A 23,081-nucleotide genomic window follows, 5' to 3' on the forward strand; every position below is an offset into this window, starting at 1 on the left:
TCGGCGGGAACTGGCCGGCCGCTGCCAGTCCGTGGTCTTCCCGGAGCGCACCCGCGGCCACCGGCGCGCGCTGGTCGCCTGAAGGCGGGGCAGAATGGGGTGGTGTCTCGTTGGCCGACCCCCGATGTGCCCGGCCCAGGGCAGGAGTCGGTCTGGGACTATCCCCGGCCGCCGCGGTTGGAGGAGTTCGCCGGCGCGATCACCATCGAGCTGGGGGGTGAGACGATCGCCTCGACGACCCGCGCCTGGCGGGTGCTGGAAACCAGTCATCCCCCGACGTACTACCTGCCCCGCGACGCGTTCGCCGACGCCGTGCTGCGCCCGGCGACCGGCGCGTCGTGGTGCGAATGGAAGGGCCAGGCACGCTACTTCGACCTAGTCACCGAGACGCGGAAGGCCCCCCGCGCCGCATGGACCTATCCACTGCCGTCGGCGCCGTTCACACCGATCACGGGGGCCATCGCGGTGCTCGCGGCAGAGGTGGACCGCTGCACCGTCAACGGTGAACAGGTGATTCCCCAACCCGGTGGGTTCTACGGTGGCTGGATCACCAGCTGGATTGCCGGGCCATTCAAAGGAATTCCCGGTTCGATGGGCTGGTGATCCGCCGTACCAGGCTTACCGATGCCCGTTACCGGGAAGCCAGTGCCGGTGAACGACGGAATCATGCTCAGCGTGCACCGGATAATCGCCGCGCCGCCCCAAGCCCTGTGGGAGCTCCTGGTCGACCTGGATGCCTGGCCGCGCTGGGGACCGACGATCGCAAGTGCTGAGTTGGACACGCCGTACCGGGAGCTGGAACTGGGTGCCACCGGCAGCGTTCAGACACCGCTGCTGGTCGGTGCGCCGTTCGTGGTGACCGAATTCGATCCCGGCCGATTCTGGGCCTGGCAGGTGGCAGGAATCCCCGCCACCAGTCACCGGGTGGACCCGGCGCCGCAGGGCGCCCGGGTGACGATGGCCGTCCCCTGGTGGGCCGGGCCCTACCTCGGGATCTGCTCGATTGCGTTGCGGCGCATGGAGAAAATGGTCGGCGCAGGTTAGGTCACGGCGGCTCGCCGTTCGTACTGCGCTGCTGGGCCACGACGTCATCGAGGTCCTTGAGCCGTCGCAGCCCGGCCAGCGGCTGGGTCATTCGCCGGTTTCCGGCCAGTTGATCGGCATTGCGGGACAGAAACCACCAGTAGCCACCGGTGAACGGGCAGGCGCGGTCGCCGACCCGCTCGCTGGGCCGGTACCGACAGTCACCGCAGTAGTCGCTCATCCGGTTGATATAGGCGCCGCCCGCCGCATAGGGCTTGGTGGCCATCAACCCGCCGTCGGCATGCTGCGACATGCCCACCACATTGGCCACCATCACCCAGTCGTAACCGTCGACGAAGCAGCGGTGGAACCAGTCGGTGACCGCGGCGGGATGCCAACCCCGTTGCAGCGCATAGTTGGACAGCACCATCAGCCGTGGGATGTGGTGCACCCAGCCATGGTCTCGCACCTGCGCCAGCACATCGCGTAGGCAGCGGGCCCGCACCGCGTCGGCATCCAACTCGGCAAACCAGTCAGGCAGGGCGGTGCGCGCCCCCAGCGCATTGCGGCGGCGATACCCGTCGCCGAAATGCCAATACACATGCCAGATGTAATCGCGCCAACCGATCAACTGCCGGATGTAGCCTTCGACACTGGCCAGCGGGGCGTCCCCGCTGCGATAGGCGTCCTCGGCCGTGTACGCGCACTCCAGCGGATCGAGCAGCCCCAGATTCATCGGAGCCGACAGCAGGCTATGTGCCATGAACCGGTCACCGGCGAGGATGGCGTCCTCATGAGGACCGAAGTGCGGCAGCCGTTCTCGAATGAACACCTGCAGCGCGGCCCGCGCTTCGGTGGCGGTGACCGGAAATTCCCGCGGCCCGTCGTTGCCGACGAACGAGACGTCGCCGTGGCGTTCCCACCGATCCAGATCCGCGCGCACCTGTTCGTCGATCTCATCCTCGTCCGGCCGCCAGGGCGGCGGAATACCCAATTGCGAGCGGTCCTTCGGCGCCGGTTCGCGGTTGTCCGCGTCAAAATTCCAGCGGCCGCCCACCGGATCGTCGCCGTCCATCAATAGAGCGAACCGGCGGCGTGCGCTGCGATAGAAATTCTCCATCAGCAAAGAGCGCTGGTTTCCGGCCCATTCCTCGAATGCCTCGCGACTGGTACAGAACCCGCGGGCCGGCAACACCCGCACCTCCGGTACCGATCGCACGAACCGGTCCGCCGCCCACGACGTCGGCTGGCACACGCTCAGCGGGCCCTCGACTTGGTCGAGGGCTTCGCGGTAGGTGCCGGTCTGCAGAAAGAGGGCCTGTTCGCCGAGCTCGGCGGCGCGGTGCCGCAACGCGGACAGCACCAGATGGGCCTTGCGGCGATGGAAACGACGGCGTTCAAAGACCGCGCGTGACTCGACGAGCAGCACCGGCTGGCCCGGATCGTCCAGGAAGTGTGGCCCGAGTTGGTCGGCGAAGCACCACCGGCGTGCCTGTTTGTTCACTTTGTGGACGATTGACCGGTTGCCGGGGCGTCAAACAACGGGAACGCTCGCGGCCACCGCGAAAAGGCGAAATTCCGGGTCGTGGCGGGCGGCCGGTATCGTATTCCCAGTCATGGTCTACCTCGATCACGCAGCTACCACCCCGATGCACCCCGCCGCCATCGAGGCGATGACGGCTGTGCTGGGCACGGTGGGCAATGCCTCGTCGCTGCACACCACGGGGCGCGCCGCCCGGCGGCGCATCGAGGAATCCCGCGAGCTGATCGCCGACAAGCTGGGCGCCCGGCCGTCCGAAGTGATCTTCACCGCAGGCGGCACCGAGAGCGACAACCTGGCGGTCAAAGGCATCTACTGGGCGCGCCGTGATTGCGACCCGGCCCGGCGCCGGGTGGTCACCACCGAGGTGGAACACCACGCCGTGCTCGACACCGTGGAATGGCTGGTCGAACACGAAGAGGCCGAGGTCACGTGGCTACCCACCATGCCGGATGGTTCGGTGACCGCGGCCGCGCTGCGCGAGGCGCTCGAAGCGCACGACGACGTGGCCCTGGTGTCGGTGATGTGGGCCAACAACGAGGTCGGGTCCATCATGCCGATCGCGGAGTTGGCCGCCGTAGCGGCCGAGTTCGGCGTCCCGATGCACAGCGACGCCGTGCAGGCGGTCGGACAGCTGCCGGTCGACTTCGGGGCCAGTGGATTGTCGGCGATGAGCGTGACCGCGCACAAGTTCGGTGGGCCGCCTGGCGTCGGTGCGTTACTGCTGCGTCGCGACGTGGACTGTGTGCCGCTGCTGCACGGCGGTGGCCAGGAGCGCGACGTGCGTTCCGGCACACCGGATGTGGCCGGCGCGGTGGGTATGGCCACGGCTGTCCAGGTCGCGGTGGACGGGCTGGATGACAACAGCGCCCGGTTGCGCGCGTTGCGCGAGCGGCTGGTCAAGGGTGTGCTCGCCGATATCGACGACGTCCACCTCAACGGCGCCGCGGACCCGCTGCGGCTTCCGGGCAACGCCCACTTCACCTTCCGCGGCTGTGAAGGCGACGCCCTGCTGATGCTGTTGGACGCCAACGGAATCGAGTGTTCCACCGGGTCGGCCTGCACCGCAGGCGTGGCCCGGCCCTCGCATGTACTGACAGCGATGGGCGCCGACCCGGCCAGCGCCCGCGGGTCGCTGCGAATGTCGTTGGGACACAACAGTGTCGACGCTGACGTGGACGCGGTACTGGAGGTGTTGCCTGCGGCGGTGGCCCGGGCGCGGCGCGCCGTCCTGGCCGCGGCGGGGATGGCCAAGTGAAGGTTCTCGCCGCGATGAGCGGTGGCGTCGATTCGTCGGTCGCCGCCGCTCGCATGGTCGATGCCGGGCACGACGTGGTTGGCGTGCACCTGGCGCTGTCAAGCGCGCCCGGCACGCTGCGTACCGGGTCGCGCGGCTGCTGTTCCAAAGAAGACGCCTCGGACGCCCGCCGTGTCGCGGATGTGCTCGGAATCCCGTTCTACGTATGGGATTTCGCAGAGAAGTTCAAGCAAGATGTGATCGACGACTTCGTGTCGTCCTACGCGCGCGGTGAGACACCCAACCCGTGCGTGCGGTGCAACCAGCAGATCAAGTTCTCCGCCCTGTCGGTTCGTGCACTGGCGCTGGGCTTCGACGCGGTCGTCACCGGGCACTATGCGCGGCTGTCCGACGGACGGCTGCGCCGCGCGGTCGACCGGGACAAGGACCAGTCCTACGTGCTCGCCGTGTTGACCGCTGCGCAGCTGCGCCACGCGGCGTTCCCGATCGGGGACACCACCAAGCCGCAGATCCGTGCCGAAGCCGCGCGGCGCGGCCTTGCCGTCGCGGACAAACCGGACAGTCACGACATCTGCTTCATTCCCTCCGGCAACACCCAGGCGTTCCTCGGTGAGCGCATCGGGGTGCGCCGCGGGAGCGTGGTCGACGCCGACGGCGCGGTGCTGGCCGAGCACGACGGCGTGCACGGCTTCACCGTCGGACAGCGCAAGGGTCTGGGCATCGCCGGGCCGGGTCCGGATGGCCGCCCGCGCTATGTGACCGCTATCGATGCCGAGACCGCCACGGTCCACGTCGGCGGGGCCGCTGACCTCGACGTGCACGCGATGACGGGTCGGCAGCCGATCTTCACCCACGGCACGCCGCCCCGCGGGCCGATCGAGTGTGAGGTCCAGGTGCGCGCGCACGGCGAAACGACCGCCGCCGTGGCTGAACTGGTCGGCGACGAACTGCACGTGCAACTGCGTGCCCCGCTGCGTGGCGTCGCACGGGGGCAGACGCTGGTGCTCTACCGTCGCGACCCCGACGGTGACGAAGTACTCGGCAGCGCGACCATCGCCGGCACCGCGCGCTAGCCGAGTACGGTTAGCCGCCAGGAACGTTCGCGGACATGTTCGTCATCACAATCTCGGAGACCGACTCCGGAAAACCGCAGAACGTGACCTCCAACATGGCGACCGAAAGCACACGGTAATCCCGTCCGCACGAGCCCGGCCGCATATGCAGCGAATCTGCGTCGGCGTTCCAGCTACTGACGAACAGCCAGCCCATCGAACTGATCGCGCAACGCTTGACGGTTGACACCAGGTCGTCGAAGGCCCGCCGGGCGGTCTCGGTGTCGGCGTAGCTGGCGGCGCCCTCGGAAATCAGCCGCCCGTCCGGCGGGTCCTGAAATGTCGTCTTGTGGAACGCCTTCACCTCGGTGCCGAAGGTAGCGGTCTCGGCGAACACGAACCGGCATTCCGGCGGCGCCGTCGTCGCCAGGTCGTTGATGTCGACGGGGTACCTGCCGTCCATCGTCGGGATGATCGTCAAATGGTCACCGGCACCGGTGATCGCGCGCATCCGGGACTGGTCCAACAGCACCGCGCTAGCATCCAGTACACCGAGCGGCACGGCGTTCAGGGGCGCGACCGCTTCACCGCCGACCAGCCGCGTACACGCCGCCGTCAGCAACGTCACCCAGCACAGCAGAGCCCAACACAGCAGTCTCGCCATCTGCCACCCTTCTCGGGTCGAACCTACCCGGGGCGCGGAGCGCTAAACACCCCTGGCGGTCGCCGCGCGATGTGACGTCGAATACGGTTGCCGGGTGAGTGATTTCGCGCCGCCTTTCGCGTCACCTTTCGCGACCGCCAGCGGCGTCGGATCGTGGCCCGGCACCTCGGCAAGGCAGGCCGCCGAGGTCGTCGTCGGCGAACTGGCGGGCGCACTGGCGCATCTGGTCGAGTTGCCGGCCAGGGGAGTCGGTGCCGACCTGCTCGGGCGGGCCGGTGCCTTGCTGATCGATGTGGCCATCGACACCGTGCCGCGCGGCTACCGCATCGTGTCGCGGCCGGGTGCGGTGCTGCGCCGAGCCGTCAGCATGCTTGACGAGGACATGGACGCTCTGGAAGAGGCCTGGGAGACCGCGGGCTTGCGGGGCGGCGACCGGGTAGTCAAGGTGCAGGTGGCCGGACCGGTCACCCTGGCGGCCGGACTGGAACTGCGCAACGGGCACCGGGCGATCACCGATCCCGGCGCGCTGCGAGACCTCACCGCGTCGCTGGCCGAAGGAGTTGCGGCGCACCGCGCGACGTTGGCGCGCCGCCTGGAAGCCGCTGTTGTGGTGCAACTCGACGAGCCCACGCTGCCGGCGGCCCTGGGTGGACGGTTGAGCGGGGTCACGGCGCTGAGCCCGGTGCCCGCCCTGGACGAGGCCGTGGCGGAGGCGCTGCTGCAAACCTGCGTCGACACCATTGATACGGACCTGCTGCTGCATAGTTGCGCTCCGGACCTACCCTGGGACATGCTGGGACGCACCGGAATTCGCGCGCTATCCGTCGATACGAGCACGCTGCGCGCGGCGGACCTGGACGGGATCGCCGCGTTCGTCGAATCCGGTCGCACCATCGTGCTGGGCGTCGTTCCGGCCCTCGCCCCTGACCCGCGGCCATCGACGGAGGAGGTGGCCAGAGCCGTGGTGGCGGTGACCGACCGGCTCGGTTTCGGTCGCACGGCTTTGCGGGACCGCGTCGGCGTCACCCCCGCGTGCGGTCTCGCCGGTGCCACGCCGGAGTGGGCGCGCACCGCGATCGGGCTGGCCCGCAAGGCCGCGGAGGCGTTCGCCGACGACCCGGATGCCATCTAGGCAACCTTTTGGTTGCATTTCCCGTCGGCACGTGGTTGAGTAATGCGCAACCAGGAGGTTGCGCATGAGTACCGATCGTATCGAGAAGCGGGTTGTGCTGCGGGCGCCGCTCGAGCGGGTCTGGCGGGCCGTCAGCGACGCCGAACAGTTCGGGCGCTGGTTCGGTGTCCGCTTCGACGGGCCCTTCGTCGAGGGCAGCAGCGTCACCGCGGTGATCACCCCGACAATCGTCGACGACGAGGTCGCCAAGCGGCAGGAGCCGCACGCGGGGGTCAAGAGCACTTGGTACATCGTCGCCGTGCAGCCGCAGCGGCGGTTCGCCTACCGGTGGCATGCGTTCCCGGACGCCGGCGAGGACGATCCGACCACGCTGGTGGAGTTCACCCTCTCGGAGGAGCCCGACGGGGTACAGCTCACCATCGTCGAGTCCGGCTTCGACGCCATTCCGGAGTCGCGGCGGGGCTCGGCGTTCGAAGCCAACGACGAAGGCTGGGCCATCCAGGCCGAGCTGGTCCGCCGGTATCTGGACGCATGACCGTCCGCGGCGCCGTCGACGCGCCTGTCTTCGACGCCCTCGGCGATCCCAACCGGCTGCGCATCATCGTGCGGCTGTGCGACACCGGCCCAAGTTCCACGACGCAGCTGACCCAAGCGATCCCGGTGACGCGGCAGGCGGCCAGCAAGCATCTGCTGTTGCTGGAGTCCGCCGGGCTGGTCAGCAGCTCGCGGCGCGGCCGCGAACGGGTGTGGACCGTGCAGACCGAACCGCTGGCTCGGGCCAGTGACTACCTCGCGCAGTTGTCTCGCCGCTGGGATGTCGCCGTCGAGCGGCTGCGTGCTTTCGTCGAAGAGTGAGCGGCACCCGGTGGTGTCCGAGCGCTTCGATAGCCTGCGGGGGTGAGTTCGCCTGACGTGTTGCGCGAGTGGCAAGAGCTGGCCGAAGAGGTGCGCGAACACCAGTTCCGCTACTACGTCCGGGACGCGCCGATCATCACCGACGCTGAGTTCGACAAGCTGCTGCGCAGGTTGGAGGCGCTGGAGGCGGAATATCCCGAACTGCGCACCCCCGACTCGCCCACCCAGCTGGTCGGCGGCGCGGGGTTCGCGACCGACTTCGAGGCGGCCGAGCACCTCGAACGCATGCTGAGCCTGGACAACGCGTTCAGTGCCGAAGAGCTCGGGGCCTGGGCCGCACGGGTCCACGCCGAGGTGGGTGACGACGCGCACTACCTCTGTGAACTCAAGATCGACGGCGTCGCCTTGGCGCTGGTCTACCGGAATGGGCGCCTCAGCCGGGCCGCCACCCGCGGCGACGGGCGCACCGGCGAGGACGTCACCCTCAACGCCCGCACCATCGACGACGTGCCGCAGCGGCTGACCGCCAGCGACGAGTACCCGGTGCCGGAGGTGCTCGAGGTTCGCGGCGAGGTGTTTTTCCAGGTCACCGACTTCCAGGCGCTGAACGCCAGCCTCGTCGAACAGGGCAAGGCGCCGTTCGCCAACCCACGCAACAGCGCGGCCGGGTCACTGCGGCAGAAAGATCCGGCGGTGACCGCGCGCCGAAAACTGCGGATGATCTGCCACGGTCTGGGCCACACCGAAGGCTTCCGGCCCGCTACTCAGCACGGCGCCTACCTCGCGCTCAAGGCGTGGGGCCTGCCCGTTTCCGAGCACACCACCCTGGTCGACGATCTCGACGCCGTGCAGGAGCGCATCGAGTATTGGGGTGAGCACCGGCACGAGGTGGCGCACGAGATCGACGGTGTGGTGGTCAAGGTCGACGAGGTGGCGTTGCAGCGGCGGCTGGGCTCCACCTCGCGGGCGCCACGCTGGGCCATCGCGTATAAGTACCCGCCCGAGGAAGCGCAGACCAAACTGCTCGACATCAGGGTGAACGTCGGCCGCACCGGGCGGGTGACGCCGTTCGCCTGGATGACGCCGGTGAAGGTTGCCGGTTCGACGGTGTCGCAGGCCACGCTGCACAACGCGTCGGAGGTCAAGCGCAAGGGCGTGCTGATCGGCGACACGGTGGTGATTCGCAAAGCCGGCGACGTGATCCCCGAGGTGCTCGGGCCGGTGGTGGACCTGCGCGACGGATCTGAACGCGAATTCGTCATGCCGACAACATGTCCCGAATGCGGCACTACCTTGGCGCCGACCAAGGAAGCCGACGCCGACATCCGCTGTCCCAACACTCGGCACTGTCCGGCCCAGCTGCGGGAACGGGTCTTTCACGTCGCCAGCCGCAACGCCCTGGACATCGAGGGCCTGGGCTACGAGGCAGGGGTGGCGTTGCTGCAGGCGCAGGTGGTCGCCGACGAAGGCGACCTGTTCGGCCTCACCGAAGAGGACCTACTGCGCACCGAGTTGTTCCGGACGAAAGCCGGCGGATTGTCCGCGAACGGCAGGCGGCTGCTGGCCAATCTCGGTAAGGCCAAGGCCGCGCCGCTGTGGCGGGTGCTGGTGGCCTTGTCGATCCGGCATGTCGGCCCGACGGCCGCGCGCGCCCTGGCCACCGAGTTCGGCAGCCTCGATGACATCGTCGCCGCGTCCACCGAACGACTGGCGGCCGTCGAGGGCGTCGGGCCGACCATCGCGGACGCGGTCACCGAGTGGTTCGCCGTCGACTGGCACCGCGAGATCGTCGACAAGTGGCGCGCAGCCGGAGTGCGGATGGAAGACGAGCGCGACGAAAGCGTGCCGCGCAACCTGACCGGACTGACCATCGTGGTCACCGGCTCGCTGACCGGCTTCTCGCGCGACGACGCCAAGGAGGCGATTGTGGCCCGCGGGGGAAAGGCGGCGGGCTCGGTGTCGAAGAAGACCTCCTACGTCGTGGCCGGTGACTCGCCGGGGTCGAAGTACGACAAAGCGGTCGAACTCGGCGTGCCGATCCTCGACGAGGACGGATTTCGAAAGCTGTTGTCCGACGGTCCCGAAGCCGAGCGGGAAGAAGGGTAGACCCACATGCCTGCCCCGGGCGAGGAAACGGAGTGGCTGGAACGCAACCGGCAGGTGCTGGGGGAGTTGCTGGCCGGCCAATAGTTGCCCACCACAACAGGGGTGGTCTTATGGTGGGCGCTATGACTCAGACTGCCGACTCGCCCGCGGACGCCTCGCCGTGGTCGCCGCGAGAGGCCGAGTTGCTTGCGGTGACGCTGCAGTTGCTGCAGGAACACGGTTACGACCGGTTGACCGTGGAAGCCGTCGCGAGCACCGCCCGCGCCAGCAAGGCGACGGTGTACCGGCGTTGGCCGTCGAAAGCCGAACTCGTGCTGGCGGCATTCATCGAGGGCATCCGCCCGATCGCCGTCCCACCGAATACCGGCACCCTGCGCAGTGATCTGCTGCAGCTCGGGGAGGCGATCTGCCTGCAAGGTCAACAGCAAGCCAGCACAATTCGGGCGGTGCTGGTCGAGGTGTCGCGCCATCCCGCCCTGCGGGAGGCCATGCAGCACCGGTTCCTGGACCAGCGCAAGTCGTTGTTCCAACACGTTTTCCACCAAGCCATCCAGCGTGGTGAGATCTCCGAAGAGGCTGTCACAGAAGAACTTTGGGATATATTGCCCAACTATCTCATCTTTCGGTGCATCCTGCCCGGGCGGCCGCCGACCCTGGAAACGGTACGTGCGCTGGTGGACGACTTCCTGCTGCCCGGCCTCACCCGAACAATTCCGTAGCGAAGTGCACGCCGCCGGCTCTTGTGGAGTACGGTCCGGTACCGTACTGTCAGAGTCGGCGCTGCCGGCGGCCGCCGGGCGTGGTGCTCTGCCTGAACAGCGAAAGGCCAACGGGTGGGACGGGTTTCGTTAGCACCTCTGGTCAAGCGGGGGTGGATGGTGTTGGTCGCGTCGGTGGTGGTCGCGACCGCCGCGTTCGCCATCTATCGCCTGCACGGAATTTTCGGCAGCCAGCACGACGCGTCCGCCAACAGCGGCATCTCCAACGAGATCGTCCCGTTCAACCCCAAAAACGTGGTCCTGGAAGTATTCGGTGCACCCGGCTCCGTTGCGACCATCAACTATCTGGACGTCAACGCACAGCCACAGCAGGTGCTCAACGCGCCGCTGCCCTGGTCGTTCACCATCACCACCACCGAACCGGCCGTGCTGGGAAATGTTGTGGCGCAAGGTAATGGCGCCACGATCGGTTGCCGTATCACCGTGAACGGTGAAGTGAAGGACGAACGCACCATCAATACCGCCTACGCCTACACCTTCTGTTTGGACAAGTCCGGATGACCGACGAGAAGCCCCCACGCGTTCCGCACACGATCCGACGGTTGTCGGTGCCCATCTTGTTGTTCTGGGTGATTCTGGCCGGGGTCAGCAACGCTCTGGTCCCGCAATTGGAGAAGGTGGGTGAGACCCACAACGTCGCGCTGATCTCACCCGACTCGCCGTCCCTGAAGGCGACCAAACGTATCGGCGCGGCGTTTCGCGAATTCGACACCGACAGCACCGCAATGGTCGTGCTGGAGGGCGACAAGCCGTTGGGCGCCGACGCCCACCAGTACTACGACACACTGATCCACAAGCTCGAGCGGGACCGCAAACACGTCGAGCACGTGCAGGACTTCTGGGGCGACAGCCTCACCGCGGCCGGATCGCAGAGCAGCGACGGCAAAGCCGCCTACGTCCAGCTGAACCTCGCCGGCAACCAGGGCTCCGCGCTGGCCAACGAGTCCGTCGTCGCGGTGCGGAAAATCGTCGAGACCACCCCACCCCCACCCGGTGTCAAGGCCTACGTGACCGGCGCCGCCCCCCTGATTGCCGACCAGTTCGAAGTCGGCAGCAAGGGCACCGCAAAGGTCACCGCTCTCACCGTCGGAGTCATCGCGGTGATGCTGCTATTCGTCTACCGCTCGTTTCTGACCATGCTGCTGGTGCTGGTGACGGTGATGGTCGAGATGGCTGCCGCGCGCGGCATAGTCGCCTTTCTCGGCAATGCCGGCATCATCGGACTGTCGACCTACGCGACGAATCTGCTCACCTTGTTGGTGATCGCCGCCGGCACCGACTACGCCATCTTCCTCGTCGGCCGTTACCAGGAGGCACGCAGCGCCGGCGAAGACCGAGAAACCGCGTACTACACCATGTTTCGTGGGACCGCACACATCATCCTGGGTTCCGGCCTGACCGTGGCCGGTGCGGTGGCCTGTTTGAGTTTCACCCGGCTGCCGTATTTCCAGAGCCTCGGGGTGCCCGCGGCCCTGGGCATCCTGGTTGCGCTGGTGGCCGCGTTGACCCTGGCGCCGGCGGTGCTGACGCTGGGTGCGCTGGTGGGCATCTTCGAACCCAAACGCGCGATGCGCACCCGCGGCTGGCGCCGGATCGGCACCGCCATCGTGCGCTGGCCCGGGCCGGTCCTCACGGTGGCGTGCGCGGTGGCATTCGTCGGCCTGCTCACCTTGCCGGGCTACAAGACGAGTTACGACACCCGGCCCTACATGCCAGAAGACGCCCCGGCCAACGTCGGCTACACCGCTGCCGAGCGACACTTCTCCCGTGCCCGGCTGGAGCCGGAGTTGCTGATGGTGGAAACCGATCGCGACATGCGCAACCCGGCCGACATGCTGATCCTGGATCGGATCGCCAAGGCGGTATTCCATGTGCCCGGCATCGCTCAGGTGCAGTCCATCACCCGGCCGTTGGGCACCCCGCTGACCCACACCTCGCTGGCCTTCCAGATCAGCGCCCAGAGTGCCAACCAGAGCGAAAACCTGAGGTATCAACGGGATCGCGCGGACGATCTGCTGCGGCAGGCCGGTGAATTGTCAAGGGGGATCGATATTCTCCGGCAGCAGTACACGCTGCAACAGGAGTTGGCGGCGACCACCCACAGCGAGGCGCAGAGCTTCCGCGACACGATCGCGGTGATCAACGATCTGCGCGACAAGATCGCGAATTTCGACGACTTCTTCCGGCCGATCCGCAGCTACTTCTATTGGGAGAAGCACTGTTTCGACATCCCGATCTGCTATGCGATCAGGTCGGTATTGGACGCACTCGACGGCGTCGACCAGCTCAGCGCGCGGTTCGAGGATCTGACGGCCACCCTGGACAAACTGGACGCGTTGCAGCCCAAGCTGGTGGCCTTGATACCGCAGCAGATCGCCAGCCAGGAGACCAATCACGACTTGACCCTGGCCAATTACGCCACCCTGTCCGGCATCTACGCGCAGACCGCGGCGGCCATTGAGAACTCGACGGAGCTGGGTCGCGCATTCGACGAATCCAAGAACGACGACACCTTTTATCTGCCGCCCGAGGTGTTCAGCAACCCCGACTTCAAACGCGGGCTGAAGCTGTTCCTGTCACCCGATGGCAAAGCGGCCCGGATGATCGTCACCCACGAGGGTGATCCCGCTACGCCGGAGGGTATTTCACATATCGAGCCGATCCGCAAGGCCGCTCACGAGGCGGTGAAGGGCACCCCGCTGGCCGAGGCGAAGTTCTACCTCGGCGGCACCGCCGCCACCTATAAGGACATCCAGGACGGCGCCACCTACGACCTGCTGATCGCGGGGATAGCCGCGCTGAGCCTGATCCTGTTGATCATGATGATGCTGACCCGAAGCCTGGTGGCCGCGATCGTCATCGTCGGCACCGTCGCGTTGTCATTGGGCGCCTCGTTTGGAATCTCGGTTCTGGTGTGGCAGTACATGTTCGGCATCAAGCTGTACTGGGTCGTGCTGGCACTGGCGGTGATCCTGTTGCTGGCGGTGGGGTCGGACTACAACCTGTTGTTGATCTCGCGGTTCCGCGAAGAGATCGCCGCCGGCCTCAACACCGGGATCATCCGTGCGATGGCTGGCTCGGGCTCGGTGGTCACCTCCGCCGGGCTGGTTTTCGCGGTTACCATGTGCGCGTTCATGTTCAGCGGTTTTCAGGTGCTCGGACAGATCGGCACCACCATCGGCCTCGGTTTGTTGTTCGACACCTTGATCGTGCGGTCCTTCATGACACCGTCGATTGCGGCACTACTGGGGCGGTGGTTCTGGTGGCCCCAGCGGGTGCGCCCGCGTCCGGCCAGCCAGATGCTGCGGCCCTACGGGCCCCGTTCGGCGGTCCGCCAACTGCTGTTGTGGGAAGACGGTGATCCGGTGATGCCGTCTTCGCGCAACTGATTACCGCAGCAGCGTCGCCACGATGCCGGCCAGGTAACCCAGCCTGGCCACCTCCGAAGGCCGGAATTCCGGGCCGGGCCGGCCCAGCACGACGGCGGTGTCCGGGTCGCCCAGCGGTGCCGCGACCATCGTGGTGTCCATGTCTCGCCACGCCTGCGGGACCCACTCGGCGTTGCCGTCCAGCGTCTCGGCCTGCTCGAGTGGCAGCCACGGCGCCGACACGGCACGGGTCTCCGGCGCGCCGGCACTGGCGGCGAGGCGCTGCACCTGCCCGTCGTGCGTGCCGCGCAAGACCGTGCACCAGCTGACCCGCAGGATCCGCGGCGCCTGGTCGGCCAGCACCTGCAGCCGCGACGCATTGTCGCCGGCGGCCGAGACACGGTCGAGCAGCTCCAGCTCGCGGTGCGCTTCCAGCAGTCCAGTGTGCGGCCGCACGCTGTCCACCCGAACCCCGGGCAGGGATTCGGCGGCCGTGATCAAAGTGTCCGGCATCGCGCCGGGCGGCAGCTCGATCACCAGGTCGTCGATGGCGAGCCCGGAACTGCGTTCGACCACGTCGAGCGACAAAATGTCGGCCCCGACCCGACCGAGCGCGACCGCCAGTGACCCCAAACTGCCTGGTCGGTCGACCAGCTCGATGCGCAGCAGATAGGAAGGCACGGCCAACACTTTGGCACAGGGATGCGTGAGGTGCACTTTCACCGGGTAAGCCCTACGCCGTGCGCGGCAGGACTATCCGGGGAGGGTTGCAGTGACGCATAGACCGACGTCTCAGCAGGCCGGAAGGTGACCAGTACCCGCATTCAGCCCAGCCACCAGGATGTGGAGCACGCCTACCGTGTGGTGGACGCCATATCGGCGGCCTTCGCCCGCAAGGTGGTCGGCCAGGATTATCTGCGCGAGTCGCTACTGCTCGGCATGCTCACCGGCGGACACATCCTGCTGGAGGGGGTGCCGGGGCTAGCCAAGACGACCGCCGCGCGGGTGATCGCCGATGCGATCTCGGGTCAGTTCCAGCGCATCCAGTGCACCCCGGATCTGCTGCCCAGCGACATCATCGGCACTCAGATCTTCGATTCCTCGACCAACACCTTCACCACGCAATTGGGCCCCGTGCACGCGAATATCGTCCTGCTCGACGAGATCAATCGATCCAGCGCCAAGACGCAGAGCGCCATGCTGGAAGCGATGGAGGAGCGCCAAACAACCATCGCGGGCCAGGTGTATCCGATCCCCGAGCCGTTCCTGGTGATCGCAACCCAGAATCCGGTCGACCAGGAGGGCACCTATCCGCTCTCGGAAGCGCAGACCGACCGGTTCATGCTCAAAGAGGTGCTCCGCTATCCCCGGCCGGAGGACGAAGTCGAGGTGATCGCCCGTATCGACGCTGGCGTGTACGACCGGGACGTGCCGGCGCAACCGGTGGTGAGCCTCGACGAGATCGCGCACCTACAGGGTGTCGCGCGCAGTGTGCACATGGACACCGAGCTGATCCGCTACACCAGCGAGCTGGTGCACGTCACCCGCAACGCCGAGGAATTCCTGCCTGCCGACGTGGCCCGGGTGGTGGAGTACGGCGCCAGCCCGCGGGCCACCATCGCCTTCTGCCAGGCCGCCCGCGCGTTGGCATTGCTGTCCGGACGAAATCACGTGATTCCCGACGACATTCGCAAGCTGGCGCATCGAGTCCTGCGGCATCGTCTGATCCTGGGATTCGAGGCGGTCACCCTCGGCGTCTCCGCGGAGATGGTGATCGACGCTGTGCTGCAATCTGTTCGAGTGCCCTGACGGTCGATCATGGGTCGACACCTGAACCAGGCGAAGTCGCATTTCGGGACCGACACCCGGCGACTGCTCGAAGGCGGCCGCTACGCCCTGTTGCACACCAGAAGCCTCGAACTCGACGATCTGCGCCCATACGTCCCCGGCGACGATGTGCGCGACATCGATTGGAAGGCGTCGGCGCGTTCGGGCGCCACACTGATCAAACGCTTCGTGTCAGAAAAGCATCACAAGATCCTGCTGGTGGCCGACTCGGGCCGCAACATGTCGGCGTTGGCGGAAAGCGCCGAAATCAAGGGTGAGGTGGCCACCAACGTGATGGGCGCGATCGGCCTGATCGCCATGGGCCGGAGCGACGAAATCGGCTTGGTGTGTGGCGATTCGCGGGGCACCGCATCGGTCCGCAGCGGACGTGGTGAAACGCACGTGGAGAGCCTGCTGCATCGCTTCTATACCAATACCTTTCGGGATGCCGCCGCGAGTGACATCGTGCGCCAACTGGACTTCGTCTCAAGGGCGCACCGGCACCGCCTGCTGCTGATCGTGGTGTCCGACGAACCCGAGGTCACCCCGGGTCTCGGTGAAGTGCTCAAGCGGCTCAGCGGACGCCACGAGGTGATGTGGCTGATGATCGTCGACATGCCTGCGGTGGGGCGGCCGACGGCGGGCTGGGCGGGTTCGACGTTTCCACCGGACGTTTCGTGCTCGGTGGCGCCGCGCTCGGCCCCCGGGTGATCGCCGCCTACTACGCGGCCGAGGAACGTCGCGTCGCGCGACTCGACGCCTTCCTCACCGAGCACCGGGTGCGCTTCGCCAGGATCGGCGGAAACGACGAGATACGCTCCGCCATAGTCGAATTGACCGAAGTGTACCGCCGTGCCGGGTGACGGTCTGCTGCGATTCATCGGGGGCCCGCTGCGTTTCTCCGGTTGGTGGCCGTTGTTGGGCGTCTTGATACTGCTCGCCGTGGTCGGCTGGTACGCCGGGATATTCGTGTGGACGCTGCCGCCGGCACGGTTGCGCCGGATACCCGTGATCAACGGCCTCCACGCGCGGGTCAACCGGCGCAGGTTCACACGCGTGGTCCGAAAGATTGGCGCCCAGTATCGGGAAGGCACGCTGACGCCGACTGCGGCCAGCGCCCGACTCAGCCGCACACTGCGCAGTTTCCTGTACGTGGCCACCGGAATCAGGGCGCAGTACCTGCACGTCGAGCAACTGGCCGGCGGCCCGCTCGCCGCGGCGGCGCCGCTGTTTGCCGGGCTGAACGACGCCCGCTTCAACCCCGAGGCACACCCGGATGTCGCCGAGCTGGGACGCTCGGCGGAGGAGCTGATCACCTCATGGAACTGAAGTGGTGGCCGGTCTTCTACATCGGGCTGTTGAGTCTGGCGGTCGCGGTGGCGGCCGCCGCACTGCTGCCCACCGCCCGGTTGCGCCGGACGCTTCGGCCACTGGCGCACGTCGACCGGCTCACCCGGCTTCCGCAGTACCTGCGCGTCTACCGGTTCTACCTCTTCTCGGTCGTGGTGACCGGCGTGTTGCTGCTAGCCACCTTCCTGACCGCATTGACTGCCAGCGCACGGCCCACCGGGATGGCATCCGCGAGGCTGGCCTTCGACACCGCGCATCCGCGCGACATCATGCTGTGTGTCGGCGCGCCGGTGACGGATGCGGCCACGGCGGATTTCCTGAGTTACTACGCGAGCTACGCGCAGCGGTTGCCGCCCGAGGACACCCGCCGGGTCGGGCTGACCTCTCCGACCTTGCGGGTCATTCCGCTGACCCGCGACCATCGCTACCTGACCGACCGGTTGGGGTCGCTGTCCCGGCTTGCCCGCATCCAGCAGGCTCTAAATGAGCGTAAAGCGTTGCCGGACAACGATCGCGAGGAGCTGACCAGGGGGATCGAAGGTTTCTCCCGCCCGGTCGGCTACGTTGACTACGCCCCGAGCGTTCCGGACACGCTCGCCCAATGCATGGCCGGTTTCCCGTCGTACCCGGCCGAGCGGGCGCATCGGCGGCAGCTGATTTACTTCGGCTACAGCACTTTCCGCGATCCCGCGGAGCGCCGGCCGTCGCTGTTCTCCGGTGACACCCTGAAGCGGCTGGCGGTGCAACAGGGTGTCCAGGTCAACGTCGTGGCGCGATCGGACGTGGCGACCTCGTCAACCGAAGACGCCGACACGCTGCAGGACACCGCGCAGCAGTGCGGTGGCAGGTTTTTCCAGTACAACCCGTCCGGCGCCGCATCCGCCGACACCCTGAACGACCACCTCGACGAGATCGATGACAACGGCCCTACCGCGCAGTTGCCCGGCGGCAAAGTCATCTCGGTTCATTCCGCGGACTCGCCGGAGGCGCTACTCATCGGCGGCCTGCTGGCCGCTGCTCTGTTGTCCGTTTCGCTCGCGGTGCTGCGGCGATGAGCTCCTATCCGGTGCTACCGGCCATCTGGATGGTGGCCCTGACCGCGCTGCTGGTTTTGATCCGGGTGGTAGCGCTGTACCGGCTGCTGCTGCGGACCGGGCCGGGGCGGATCGGGCCCGTGTTGTGGCGTTGGGGTGCAACGACATTGGCCGTAGTCCTACTGGTCATCGCCGCCTGCCGCCCCGGGTTCGACCGAGATCCCGGCGATCCGTCGACTGATCGCGTCTTGGACGCGAATGTCTTCTTCGTCGTGGACCGTTCGGTGAATGCCCGCGTCGAGGACTTCGGCGACGGCAAACCGCGAATGTCGGGGATGCGCGCGGACATCGGCGCGTTGATCGACCGGTATCCGCAGGCGCGGTTCGCGCTCGTCTCGTTTGCGGCGCAGGCCACCTTGGAGTGGCCGTTGTCCGACGACGCCGCAAGCCTGCATTCCGTCGTCAAAGGGCTATCGCCTTACACGGCGGTGCCACCGGACGCGTTCTATCAGGCCAACGCGGTCGCCGCGCGGGATGTGCTGCGTGGCAAGGTCGAGCAGGCTGCCAAGACCTACCCGGGCTCGCAGACCTTCGTGTTCTACCTCGGCGTGGGCGCCCCAGGCTCGCGGGTGGCCGCGACCTCGATCGAACTCGGACGCAACAAGATCGCCGGTGGTGCCGTGCTCGGTTACGGAACCGCGGCCGGCGGACCGATCCCGCAGGGTTGGGTCGACGGCAGAAAGGTCTATCAGCCCGACCCGGACGGAAGCGGATCACTGACTTCGGCGATCGACGAGACCCGGCTGCACGACATCGCCGCCCAACTCGACGTTCCCTACGTTCATCGCGACAGCGGGCCGCTGCCCAGCGGTGTCGCGCCAGCGGCACGCGCCGGCCTTGCTGCCAATTCGTCGGCGCCGCTGTTCGGACGCTTGGAGTCGTACTGGGTCTGCACACTGATCGCCGCGGCGCTGCTGTTGGCCGAGGGCGTGCTGACCGTCCGGGAGTACCGGCGCAACCGCATGTCCACCCGGGATGTGGCTCGATGACGCCGCGAAAAGTCCCGCCGGCGCGCCTTCGGCTACGCCGCCGCCTCTGCATCTGGTCCGCGCCGGTGGCTTTGATCCTGGTGCTGGCGGCGGTCAAGCTGATCGCCGTCGGAGTCGTCGGGTCTTGGGCGGCAACCGATTTCAGCCGCCACGACATCGAAGGGCTGCGGCGCGACGTGGCTTGGTTGCGCATCGTCGACGTGATCGACCCGGCCAAGACCTCGTTCGCGGCCGGTGACCTGCACGTGCTGGAAGGGCGGCTGCACGACGCGGACGACGCGTTCGCTGACTCGTTTGCCCGCACGCCGGTAGCTCGGTCGTGCCCGGTGCGCGTCAACCTGCTGCTGGTTCGTGAGACACGGGGTGACCTGGCCGCCCGCAAGGCGAACAAAGCGGAAGCACAGCGGTTCTACACCGACGCCATCGCGTTGGCCGACCAGGCGCCGGCGGGCTGCTTCGCCGGTAATGGCGACAGCGACCCGCAGCGACGAGCGATCCGGGACACGGCGATACCGAGGCTGCGGCAGAAACTGGACCAGCTTGATCGGCCGCCGGGTGCAGCACCGGCCGATCCAGCGCCGCCCGCTGCGCCGCCACCGGGGCCGCCGCCGTCGGGACCCCCGCCGGCCGGCGGTTCCGAACTGGGCCCCGCCGGTACGGGGGGCTGATTCCGATCTCGCCCGACCGACTGCCGGTTACCGGCGGTACCGGCCCGCCAGGGCATCGACTGGGCACCGGTGATCCGCTTGACCTGCTTGGCAAGCTGCTTGACGACGCCAACTCCTACGGCGACAACCGGGAGTGAGAAGCCACTCCACTAGGCTTTTCGCTCGTGTCCCAAATCTCTCGCGACGAGGTGGCCCACCTGGCCAGACTGGCCCGTCTAGCGTTGACCGAGACCGAGCTCAACAGCTTCGCCGGTCAACTCGACGCCATCCTCAACCACGTCAGCCAGATCCAGGCCGTCGACGTGACCGGCGTCGAGGCCACCGATAACCCGCTCAAGGACGTCAACGTCACCCGACCGGACCAGACACAACCGTGCCTGACGCAACAGGAGGCGCTGGCTGCCGCGCCGGAAGCGGTCGACGGCCGCTTCGCCGTCCCGCAGATTCTGGGGGAGAGCCAGTGAGCGACCTCATCCGGCTCGACGCGGCGACGCTGGCCGCCAAGATCGCAGCCAAAGAGGTCTCGTCGGTCGAGGCCACCACCGCCTGTCTGGACCAGATCGAGGCGACCGATGCGCAGTACGGCGCATTCCTGCACGTGGCCGCCGACCGGGCGCTGGCGGCCGCGGCCGCCGTGGACAAGGCGGTGGCCGCCGGTGAACAGCTGCCGTCGCCCCTGGCCGGGGTTCCGCTGGCACTCAAGGACGTGTTCACCACCGTCGACATGCCCACCACCTGCGGCTCGAAGATCCTCGAGGGCTGGCAATCGCCATATGACGCGACGTTGACCGCCCGGCTGCGGGCCGCCGGAATCCCGATCCTCGGCAAAACCAACATGGACGAGTTCGCGATGGGCTCGTCCACCGAGAATTCCGCCTACGGTCCGACCCGCAACCCGTGGGACGTCGAGCGCGTGCCGGGCGGCTCCGGCGGTGGCAGTGCGGCGGCGCTGGCCGCCTTCCAGGCGCCACTCGCGATCGGTTCGGACACCGGCGGGTCGATCCGCCAACCGGCCGCCCTGACCGCAACCGTCGGCGTCAAACCCACCTACGGCACCGTCTCCCGCTACGGGTTGGTGGCGTGCGCGTCATCGCTCGACCAGGGCGGACCGTGCGCGCGGACCGTCCTGGACACCGCCCTGCTGCACCAGGTGATCGCGGGTCACGACCCGCGTGACTCGACCTCGATCGAGGCCGAGGTGCCCGATGTGGTGGGTGCGGCCCGCGCGGGCGCGGGCGGTGATCTGCGCGGTGTACGGGTCGGTGTGGTGCGCCAACTGCACAGCGGCGAGGGTTACCAGTCGGGCGTGCTGGCCTCCTTCGAAGCCGCCGTCGAGCAGCTCAAGGCGCTGGGCGCGGAGGTGAGCGAGGTCGACTGCCCGCACTTCGACTACGCGCTGCCGGCCTACTACCTGATCCTGCCGTCGGAGGTGTCGAGCAACCTGGCCCGATTCGACGCGATGCGCTACGGGCTGCGGGTCGGCGACGACGGCACGCACAGCGCCGAGGAGGTGATGGCGCTGACCCGGGCCGCCGGGTTCGGGCCGGAGGTCAAACGGCGCATCATGATCGGCACCTACGCGTTGTCGGCTGGTTACTACGACGCCTACTACAACCAGGCGCAGAAGGTTCGCACGCTGATCGCCCGCGACCTCGACGAGGCCTACAGGTCGGTCGACGTGCTGGTGTCGCCGGCGACCCCGACGACGGCGTTCCGGCTCGGTGAGAAGGTCGACGATCCGCTGGCGATGTACCTGTTCGACCTGTGCACGCTGCCGCTGAACCTGGCCGGGCATTGCGGCATGTCCGTCCCGTCCGGGCTGTCGCCGGACGACAGCCTGCCGGTAGGGCTGCAGATTATGGCGCCGGCGCTGGCCGATGACCGGCTCTACCGGGTGGGGGCCGCCTACGAGGCCGCCCGCGGCCCCCTGCCGACAGCTATCTAGGTAGCTGGTAGCCCCTTGGCGAGCAGACGCAGAATCGCATGAAATCCGAGGTTTCTGTGCGATTCTGCGTCTGCTCGCGCCAGGTGGGGGGCCGCAAGGCAAGATGAGAATATGCGCATCGGAGTACTCACGGGCGGTGGTGACTGCCCCGGCCTCAACGCGGTCATTCGGGCGGTAGTGCGTACCTGCGACGCACGCTACGGCTCGTCAGTGGTCGGTTTCCAGGATGGTTGGCGCGGGTTGCTGGAGAACCGCCGAATGCAACTGCGCAACGACGACCGCAACGACCGGTTGCTGGCCAAGGGCGGCACGATGCTGGGCACGGCGCGGGTACACCCCGACAAGCTCCGCGCTGGCCTTGACCAGATCAAGCAAACACTCGACGACAACGGCATCGACGTCCTGATACCCATCGGCGGGGAGGGCACGCTGACGGCGGCACACTGGCTGTCCGAGGAGAACGTCCCGGTGGTCGGGGTACCGAAAACCATCGACAACGACATCGACTGCACCGACGTGACTTTCGGTCACGACACCGCGCTAACGGTGGCCACCGACGCCATCGACCGCCTGCACAGCACCGCCGAATCCCATCAGCGGGTGATGCTGGTCGAGGTGATGGGACGGCACGCCGGCTGGATCGCACTCAACGCCGGCCTGGCGTCCGGGGCCCACATGACGCTGATCCCCGAGCAACCGTTCGATGTGGAGGAGGTGTGCCGGCTGGTCAAGCGCCGCTTCCAGCGCGGGGACTCACACTTCATCTGCGTGGTGGCCGAGGGCGCCAAACCCGTCGCGGGCTCGATCGCGCTGCGCGAGGGTGGCATCGACGAGTTCGGTCATGAGAAGTTCACCGGGGTGGCGGCGCAGCTCGGGCTCGAGGTCGAGAAGCGCATCAATAAAGACGTCCGGGTGACCGTGCTGGGTCACGTGCAGCGGGGCGGGTCCCCGACGGCATACGACCGGGTGCTGGCGACCCGATTCGGGGTGAACGCCGCTGACGCCGCACATGCGGGCGAGTACGGGCAAATGGTGTCGCTGCGCGGGCAGGACATCGGACGGGTCTCGCTGGCCGACGCGACGAGGCAACTCAAGCTGGTGCCCGAGAGTCGCTACGACGACGCCGCGGCCTTCTTCGGCTGACGTTGCCGGCTGTTGGTCGGCCGGTAGCCCGGGGTTCACCGGTTTGCTGGTTTCCGGTTTATAAGAATCGGCTATACGTGGTTTATGTACAACCGCGGTCCTCAGGGCGGAGTACTTCAGCAGTCCGCTCCGCCCGCCCCGCAACGGCCTAACCAGGGCGGACTCGTATGGCGGCCCGTTCCACTCAGCGGGGTGAGTACGGCGCCCCAGCCGCTACGCCCTAAGAACAGTAACTCTGGGCAAAAGACCAGTTCAGAGCAATTCGATCTCCCGACGGCAGCTACGCCC

Annotated in this window: 22 protein-coding genes and 1 pseudogene; 20 read left to right on the forward strand and 3 right to left on the reverse strand. The window is 67.5% G+C overall.

From position 1 onward, the window contains the following. Positions 1 to 102 precede the first annotated feature (102 nt). Positions 103 to 603 carry a DUF427 domain-containing protein gene (locus BN972_RS27615; RefSeq protein ID WP_083042019.1) on the forward strand — a complete coding sequence of 167 codons (501 nt, stop codon included), beginning with the start codon at positions 103 to 105 and terminating at the stop codon, positions 601 to 603. 48 nt (positions 604 to 651) lie between these two features. Then, positions 652 to 1,044, forward strand: a complete 393-nt coding sequence (locus BN972_RS06885; RefSeq protein ID WP_315968786.1) for an SRPBCC family protein — start codon at positions 652 to 654, stop codon at positions 1,042 to 1,044. A gap of 1 nt (position 1,045) precedes the next feature. Here BN972_RS06885 and BN972_RS06890 read toward each other — a convergent pair whose 3' ends face one another. Then, positions 1,046 to 2,527 carry a cryptochrome/photolyase family protein gene (locus tag BN972_RS06890; RefSeq protein WP_036354370.1) on the reverse strand — a complete coding sequence of 494 codons (1,482 nt, stop codon included), beginning with the start codon at positions 2,525 to 2,527 and terminating at the stop codon, positions 1,046 to 1,048. 112 nt (positions 2,528 to 2,639) lie between these two features. Between BN972_RS06890 and BN972_RS06895 the strand changes: the two genes are divergently transcribed. Further along, on the forward strand, positions 2,640 to 3,821 hold the full coding sequence (locus BN972_RS06895) for a cysteine desulfurase family protein (RefSeq protein ID WP_036354372.1): 1,182 nt from the start codon (positions 2,640 to 2,642) through the stop codon (positions 3,819 to 3,821). Continuing rightward, a complete protein-coding gene (gene mnmA, locus BN972_RS06900; protein ID WP_099051006.1) occupies positions 3,818 to 4,894 on the forward strand; it encodes a tRNA 2-thiouridine(34) synthase MnmA in 1,077 nt (358 codons plus the stop codon). Before BN972_RS06895 ends, mnmA begins: the two co-directional genes overlap by 4 nt. A 10-nt stretch (positions 4,895 to 4,904) precedes the next feature. Here the strand turns inward: mnmA and BN972_RS06905 are convergent, their stop codons facing one another. Further along, positions 4,905 to 5,537: a sensor domain-containing protein gene (locus BN972_RS06905; RefSeq protein WP_036354376.1), complete on the reverse strand. Its 633-nt coding sequence runs from the start codon at positions 5,535 to 5,537 to the stop codon at positions 4,905 to 4,907. A 94-nt stretch (positions 5,538 to 5,631) separates the two neighbouring features. Here BN972_RS06905 and BN972_RS06910 point away from each other — a divergent pair, with 94 nt between their 5' ends. The 7 genes from BN972_RS06910 to BN972_RS06940 all read left to right on the forward strand — a co-directional run bounded on the left by BN972_RS06910 (position 5,632) and on the right by BN972_RS06940 (position 13,798). Then, on the forward strand, positions 5,632 to 6,669 hold the full coding sequence (locus BN972_RS06910; protein WP_036354378.1) for a uroporphyrinogen decarboxylase/cobalamine-independent methonine synthase family protein: 1,038 nt from the start codon (positions 5,632 to 5,634) through the stop codon (positions 6,667 to 6,669). 64 nt (positions 6,670 to 6,733) lie between these two features. Further along, entirely contained in the window at positions 6,734 to 7,204 is a 471-nt protein-coding gene (locus BN972_RS06915; protein WP_036354380.1) for an SRPBCC family protein, read from the forward strand. Further along, positions 7,201 to 7,524, forward strand: coding sequence for an ArsR/SmtB family transcription factor (locus BN972_RS06920; RefSeq protein WP_036354382.1), 324 nt, complete (start codon positions 7,201 to 7,203; stop codon positions 7,522 to 7,524). The genes BN972_RS06915 and BN972_RS06920 overlap by 4 nt, the downstream gene beginning before the upstream one ends. Before the next feature lie 42 nt (positions 7,525 to 7,566). Then, complete coding sequence (ligA, locus tag BN972_RS06925) at positions 7,567 to 9,630, forward strand: NAD-dependent DNA ligase LigA (protein WP_036354385.1); 2,064 nt, start codon at positions 7,567 to 7,569, stop codon at positions 9,628 to 9,630. A 110-nt stretch (positions 9,631 to 9,740) separates the two neighbouring features. Beyond that, positions 9,741 to 10,349 (forward strand): TetR/AcrR family transcriptional regulator, encoded by a 609-nt coding sequence (locus BN972_RS06930; protein WP_235192388.1) that lies wholly within the window; start codon positions 9,741 to 9,743, stop codon positions 10,347 to 10,349. Between the two features lie 156 nt (positions 10,350 to 10,505). Further along, positions 10,506 to 10,910: an MmpS family transport accessory protein gene (locus BN972_RS06935; RefSeq protein ID WP_036354391.1), complete on the forward strand. Its 405-nt coding sequence runs from the start codon at positions 10,506 to 10,508 to the stop codon at positions 10,908 to 10,910. Then, positions 10,907 to 13,798 (forward strand): MMPL/RND family transporter, encoded by a 2,892-nt coding sequence (locus BN972_RS06940; RefSeq protein WP_036354394.1) that lies wholly within the window; start codon positions 10,907 to 10,909, stop codon positions 13,796 to 13,798. Before BN972_RS06935 ends, BN972_RS06940 begins: the two co-directional genes overlap by 4 nt. Here BN972_RS06940 and BN972_RS06945 read toward each other — a convergent pair whose 3' ends face one another. After that, a complete protein-coding gene (locus BN972_RS06945; RefSeq protein WP_099051056.1) occupies positions 13,799 to 14,458 on the reverse strand; it encodes an ACT domain-containing protein in 660 nt (219 codons plus the stop codon). A 126-nt stretch (positions 14,459 to 14,584) separates the two neighbouring features. On the opposite strand from BN972_RS06945, the gene BN972_RS06950 reads away from it, so the two are divergent. The 9 genes and pseudogenes from BN972_RS06950 (at position 14,585) to BN972_RS06990 (ending at position 22,793) form a co-directional block, all read left to right on the forward strand. Then, on the forward strand, positions 14,585 to 15,586 hold the full coding sequence (locus tag BN972_RS06950) for an AAA family ATPase (protein WP_036354399.1): 1,002 nt from the start codon (positions 14,585 to 14,587) through the stop codon (positions 15,584 to 15,586). 9 nt (positions 15,587 to 15,595) lie between these two features. Continuing rightward, positions 15,596 to 16,467 (forward strand): annotated as a pseudogene (locus tag BN972_RS06955) (DUF58 domain-containing protein). Next, positions 16,457 to 16,933: a hypothetical protein gene (locus BN972_RS06960; protein WP_036354402.1), complete on the forward strand. Its 477-nt coding sequence runs from the start codon at positions 16,457 to 16,459 to the stop codon at positions 16,931 to 16,933. The pseudogene BN972_RS06955 and the gene BN972_RS06960 overlap by 11 nt, the downstream one beginning before the upstream one ends. Beyond that, positions 16,924 to 18,009: a hypothetical protein gene (locus BN972_RS06965; protein WP_036354405.1), complete on the forward strand. Its 1,086-nt coding sequence runs from the start codon at positions 16,924 to 16,926 to the stop codon at positions 18,007 to 18,009. Before BN972_RS06960 ends, BN972_RS06965 begins: the two co-directional genes overlap by 10 nt. Beyond that, positions 18,006 to 19,037 carry a vWA domain-containing protein gene (locus BN972_RS06970; RefSeq protein ID WP_036354408.1) on the forward strand — a complete coding sequence of 344 codons (1,032 nt, stop codon included), beginning with the start codon at positions 18,006 to 18,008 and terminating at the stop codon, positions 19,035 to 19,037. The genes BN972_RS06965 and BN972_RS06970 overlap by 4 nt, the downstream gene beginning before the upstream one ends. Further along, the gene (locus BN972_RS29500) at positions 19,034 to 19,705 is read left to right on the forward strand and encodes a hypothetical protein (protein ID WP_158497692.1); all 672 of its coding nucleotides are present in this window, start codon (positions 19,034 to 19,036) and stop codon (positions 19,703 to 19,705) included. The genes BN972_RS06970 and BN972_RS29500 overlap by 4 nt, the downstream gene beginning before the upstream one ends. A gap of 164 nt (positions 19,706 to 19,869) precedes the next feature. Next, complete coding sequence (gatC, locus tag BN972_RS06980) at positions 19,870 to 20,169, forward strand: Asp-tRNA(Asn)/Glu-tRNA(Gln) amidotransferase subunit GatC (protein WP_036354411.1); 300 nt, start codon at positions 19,870 to 19,872, stop codon at positions 20,167 to 20,169. Further along, the gene (gene gatA / locus BN972_RS06985; protein ID WP_036354414.1) at positions 20,166 to 21,650 is read left to right on the forward strand and encodes an Asp-tRNA(Asn)/Glu-tRNA(Gln) amidotransferase subunit GatA; all 1,485 of its coding nucleotides are present in this window, start codon (positions 20,166 to 20,168) and stop codon (positions 21,648 to 21,650) included. The genes gatC and gatA overlap by 4 nt, the downstream gene beginning before the upstream one ends. Before the next feature lie 111 nt (positions 21,651 to 21,761). Continuing rightward, positions 21,762 to 22,793 (forward strand): ATP-dependent 6-phosphofructokinase, encoded by a 1,032-nt coding sequence (locus tag BN972_RS06990; protein WP_036354417.1) that lies wholly within the window; start codon positions 21,762 to 21,764, stop codon positions 22,791 to 22,793. Positions 22,794 to 23,081: the final 288 nt, after the last annotated feature.

The sequence above is a fragment of the Mycobacterium asiaticum DSM 44297 genome (genome assembly GCF_000613245.1).
Classification (GTDB): domain Bacteria; phylum Actinomycetota; class Actinomycetes; order Mycobacteriales; family Mycobacteriaceae; genus Mycobacterium; species Mycobacterium asiaticum.